We start from the raw sequence: 5088 nt of genomic DNA on the forward strand, positions 1-5088 counted from the left end.
CAGCTCAGTCAACGAATCCCTGAACAATCCGCCCCGAACTGGTTGACATCTTCCGAACGACTGTGGGGCGACCTGACGTCCAGCGTCTGCGCGGCGCGTCCTTCAACGTGCCCACGGTGCTGTTCTCGAACGCCTGGCGACCACGGTGCAGACCTGGTGGCCGGAGATCCTGGCGTTCATCCATACGAGTATCACCAACGCCGGTTCCGAGGGCGCCAACCGCGTGATCAAGACCGTCGCCCGCGACGCCTACGGCTTCCGCGGCCCCGTCAGCCAACGGCTCCGAACCCGCTGCGCCCCAACCGGACGAGCCCGAGGTCACCTCGGCCCCCGCTAACTTCGCTGAGCCCCCTATCCTCGCGAGGAGTCCGTGAGTGATGAATCCGATTCGGGGGGTGCGGGAGCCGCATGGCTGACGACGGTGTGCAGTACGAGTTCAAGTCCGTGCAGGCAATCCGCGGTATGGAGGCCAGGTCGATCGCGAAGTGGCAGCAGGATGGTTGGGAGTTCGTCGACCAGAAGCAGGGGACGTTGCGGACAACGCTGAACTTCCGCCGCCCGAAGCCGAAGGTCCCGTGGGTACTCGTTGCCGTGGCGGCCGGTGTCGTCCTGCTCCTGGCCATCGTCATCGGAATCGCCAGCGCGCTCGAAGGCGGAGACGACAAGGACCCCAAGTCGACCAAGTCGCCGAGCGAGACGACGGTCGTGGCCAGCGAAAAGCCCTCGGAGGCGCCGAAGCCCGAAGAATCGGCTTCAGATGCGTCCGACGCGGACCAGGTCCTGACGGTCGAGAACAGCAAGGATCTCGCGGCGCTCTTGACGGTGCGGGACTACTGCGACGAGACGGTCGGAACGTTCGCGGCCAAGTACGAGGGCAGGACCATCGAGTTCGATGGTTCCATCGCATCGATGGTAAATCACGGCGATTACAACACTCGCTACGACATCCTCGTCTCTCCGGGCAAGGGCCCGAAATCTGTGGTTGGGCCCGCATTCAAGTTCGAAGACGTCAACGTCCCTGACCTGCATCTCACTGGCGCGAACATCCCGGACTCCGTAGGTACCGGCGACCTTCTCCACGTCGTTGCGCGGGTTGGCAAGTACAACCCGGACCAGTGCCTGTTCTTCCTTGAGCCGGTCTCTACCGAAATTCGGTAGGCGACGCGAGTCGGATCATCACGGACCGGCGTGCACGGCCGACCGGCGCCACCATCAGCATCATCCTGACCGCGATCACTCTCGGCTACATCCTCAGGGAGATGGGGTAGTCGGTCGGTGTATGCCCTGAAGTGGGGATCTACGGGGCGAGTGGCCTTTGTGGAGGCGGGGGAGCGGGTGGAATCGCGCCGCTGATCGCGGAGTTCTCTACGCTTCACAACTACGCAATGGCCCTGGCGGAGTAGTAGGGGCCGTTTGTGGAGACCAGCGGTTCGGGTTCGTGGCCGCGTACGGGCCGTGGTCGCTGGGAAGTTCGTGCAGGTGGTGAAGCCGATCGGGGTCGCTGGTCAGCGTCCACACCGGCCCGGCCGGGTCGGTGCCGTGCACGGCGGTGGCTATCGGCATCGCGGCGGACGCGCCGGCGAGCGCGTTGAGGAGGTTGCGTTCGCGACCCCGGCTGGGTACCCAGAACAGGACGGGGTAGCGGGGTCCGAACTGGGTGACCCGTTCGTAGGCGCGGAGTTTGGCCAGGACTCGCCCGAGGGGCTCGGTGCCGTTGTCGTGCTCGAGGAAGAACCCGACCGTGGCGTCGTCGACGGCCCAGACGCCGTGGCCGTCGGGCTGTATCCCGGCGGCGCCGTAGGCGTCGGTGGCGTGCTGCTCGGACCACCACCGCTCCAGCCGAGCTGGGGGATGGGTGCGGGCATGGGCGAGCAGGTCGGTGAAGAAGTCGTTGACGCCGAGGAGGTGGCGCAGTTTACGGCTGCCGATGATGCGGTCGGCGCGGTCGCGGCTGCTCCGGGGTGGTTTCGCGGCGGGGTTGTCGGGGTCGTCGTAGGCGTGGCGGTTGAGCTTCAGTCCGAGTGGCCCGAGCGCGTAGAGGTATTGGGTGGAGTCGGCGGCGGTGGTGTCGACGAACCGGTCGACGGCGTGGATGCGGTGCAGCAGGGTCAGCCGTAGGCGGGCGCTGCGCCCGGAGGGGAACAGGGCTTTGGTGATCTGGTGGGTGGAGAGCAGGTAGTGCTCGGCGAGCCAGGCCAGCAGCTGCCGGTCGCGGGTGGTGAGGCGGCGGGTGTGCAGGTAGGGGTCGGATGAGGCGGGGCGAGGCGGAAGTCGGCCGGACACGGTGAGTACTCCTAGGGAAACGGAGCCCTCCATACGGAGGGGTGTCTGAGCGGGGGCCGGCCACAGTGGCCGGCTGTCAGGCCGCAGTGCGGCGCGAACAGCCCGCCACCGACGGCCTGTCAGCCGGCGGGAGAGTTCGAGGTGGAAGGGGTGGTGGATCCCGGTTGGGATCGCACTACGGAAGCCGGCACCTGTCGCGGTGACAGATCCGGTTACGCGGACGGCTTGCGGCTTCTGTGGCGCCGGTCGTCCGGTTTCTGGCTGTGCTGCCTGACGAGGGCGTCGATGGCGGACGGGTCCTGGACCGGAACCGCCTGGGCGACCTGGTGGCGGATCGCGGTGGCCTCACCCACCACCGGCAGCGGCGGGCGGGTCTTGAGGGTGAACGCGGCGGTCTGCCGGCCGTCCACGACCAGCCGGGCGACGGCGGTGTAGGCGTCGAGGTGGGCCAGGTCGTGCTCGTCGAGCTCGGGCAGGGTGTGCCGGGCCAGGACACGGGCGTCCTCCGGCGCCACACTGAAGTAGATCTTGTTGCGGGCGTTCGCGGACACAGCAGCAAGCAGTTCGCGGGGGAACTGGGCGAGGTCCTGGTGGGCGAGGGTCATCGCGAGGCGATATTTGCGGGCCTCGGCGAGCATCGTGTCCAGGCTCGCGGCCAGGGTGAGGAAGTTCTGCGCCTCGTCAAGATAGATGGAGCAGTCCTTGCGCCGGTCAGCAGGGATGCTGGCGCGGGCGGTCGCGGCCTGCCAGACCCGGGCCAGGATCAGCGAGCCGAGCAGCCTGCTGGTGTCCTCCCCCAGCTCGCCCTTGGGGATGCGGACCAGCAGCACCCCGCCGTCAAGGATCTCGCCCATCTCGAAGCTCGACTTGGGGTAGCGCATGGTCTTGCGGACGAAGTCCCGCAGCAGGAACGCCCGGAGGCGGGCGAGGACGGGGCCGATGATCTGCGACCGCAGCGCGGGGGACAGGTCGTCGTACCACTGCCAGAAGCCGTGCAGACCGTCCGGGTCATCGAGGTCGACGGTCATCGCCGACCGGAACTGGGCGCTGTTGAGCAGGGGTGGGATGTGTTGAAGGGTGACGTTGGCGTGCCGCAGCAGGGTCAGGCAGGACACCCGCATCACGTCGTCCATCCGCGGACCCCACGCCTTGGAGAAGATCGACCCGAAGATGGAGACGAGGTTGTCGACGACCAGGTCCGGGTCGTCGCCTTCGAGGGGGTTCATCGCGGGTGGGTTGGGCTGGGCGGGGTCGAACAGCACCACCCGCTCGGCGATCCTCGCCGGGATGCGGTCGAGGACGTCGAGGACAAGGTCACCGTGCGGGTCGAGGACGATGGTGCCGCGGCCGGCCTTGATGTCGTCGATGATCAGGTTAGCCAGCAGGGTGGTCTTGCCGCTGCCGGTCTGGCCGACCATGTGGGTGTGGTAGCGGGCGTCGGGCACGGACAGGGCGACGGCGTGGCCGCCGACCTCGGCGTTGCCGAGGACCTTGCGGCCCCGCCCGCCGGTGGGTACGGCGACGGGGACCGGCATCGACTTGGCGCGGGCCCGGTCGAGGCCGGGCACCGCGAGGTCGCGGGGCAGCCCGGCCATCGCGGCCAGTTCCGGGGCGCTGGTGAGAAAGCCCGAACCGAGCCGTCGGGCGGCCAGGATCGCGACAGGTCGGGGCATCCGGGCCCGGTGGGCGAGTCGGTTGCGGCCGGCGTAGACGGCGAATGAGGAGGCGATCGTGTCGGCGATACCCCGCAGCCGCTGGTACGGCAGGGTGCCATCCCGCAAGGGGCGGGAGGCGACGGCGTACCGGATGCCGGTCTCCCACAGCTGGTGGGAAGTCTTGTCCAGGATCGCCCGCACGTCCCGCTCCACAGCCGGGTCGCGGCGGCTGGCCGTCACGCCGGCGTGGCCACGGCTGGGACCCGGCAGGAAGATGCCGATCAGCTCGGCCAGCGGGCTGGCCAGGTTGATCGATGGGACGGGGGTCTTGCCCTGGCGCAGCCGCCCGGCGACACGACGCGCCCGCCCGGCCCGCCCGGGTGCGGCGGGCCGGGCGAGGATCTGCACGCAGGCGTGTTCGCCGTCGTGGAGCTGGGCTCCGGCGGCCATCAGGGCACGCAGCGGGTCGACGTCGTGATCTGCGTTGAACGGCAGCCACTCGGCGGCCACCGGCAGCACCTGACCGCCCACCGCCGCGGCCGTCTCGACAGGGATCGGCTCGGGGGCGGGTTCGCTGGTGGTGGTGGCCGCGCCGGGCCACGCCGCGCGCACGGCGGCCTCGACCGCCCCGTTCGGCACGGTGCCGGGCACCCACAGGGAGATCAGCAGCTGCCGGCCGGTCCAGGTGTACTGCCAGGCGACGTGCGGTGTGCCGTGCAGCAGCCGACGCTTGAGGGATGGGGTGAGGATGCCGGCCAGGTTCGCCCACAGCGCGGCGGCACCGCGCTCGTCGACCTGTGGTGGCGGGGCGATGATGACCAGCCGCGCACCTATGGTGTGGTGCCGGTGCCGCCGCAGCGCGACGATGTTCCGGCTGGCGACCCAGACGAGGACTAGGCCGGCGGCGACGCCGAGCAGCCACGGCCGGTCAGTGGCCCAGTCCACCGCCTGCAGGATCCAGCGGGTCGCCGGTGTTTGAGGGATGGTCGAGCCGGGATCGGCGCCGGCGGGGGCGGGCGGTAGGAGACGTGCAGGTGAGGCCATGGGGCGTCCTTCGGGGTTACGCACACGCAAGGCGGCGGCGCTGCACCCGAGCCGGCGTAATCGATCGTCCCCGTCATGCCGCGCATCGGGGTCGGCCATAAATGGC

Annotated in this window: 3 protein-coding genes and 1 pseudogene; 2 read left to right on the forward strand and 2 right to left on the reverse strand. The window is 69.4% G+C overall.

The window, feature by feature from the left end; all coding sequences use genetic code 11:
* Positions 1-130: 130 nt before the first annotated feature.
* Positions 131-337: pseudogene (locus tag ABZ570_RS33485) on the forward strand (transposase); the annotation flags it as partial.
* A 71-nt stretch (positions 338-408) separates the two neighbouring features.
* Positions 409-1158, forward strand: coding sequence for a DUF4839 domain-containing protein (locus ABZ570_RS33490; RefSeq protein ID WP_358072124.1), 750 nt, complete (start codon positions 409-411; stop codon positions 1156-1158).
* 207 nt (positions 1159-1365) lie between these two features.
* Here ABZ570_RS33490 and ABZ570_RS33495 read toward each other — a convergent pair whose 3' ends face one another.
* Together ABZ570_RS33495 and ABZ570_RS33500 are read right to left on the reverse strand one after the other, a co-directional pair.
* Positions 1366-2283: a replication-relaxation family protein gene (locus ABZ570_RS33495; protein ID WP_358072127.1), complete on the reverse strand. Its 918-nt coding sequence runs from the start codon at positions 2281-2283 to the stop codon at positions 1366-1368.
* Positions 2284-2495: 212 nt separating this feature from the next.
* Positions 2496-4982, reverse strand: a complete 2487-nt coding sequence (locus ABZ570_RS33500; protein WP_358072129.1) for a type IV secretion system DNA-binding domain-containing protein — start codon at positions 4980-4982, stop codon at positions 2496-2498.
* Positions 4983-5088 lie beyond the last annotated feature (106 nt).

The organism is Micromonospora sp. NPDC007271 (assembly GCF_040634005.1).
Classification (GTDB): domain Bacteria; phylum Actinomycetota; class Actinomycetes; order Mycobacteriales; family Micromonosporaceae; genus Micromonospora.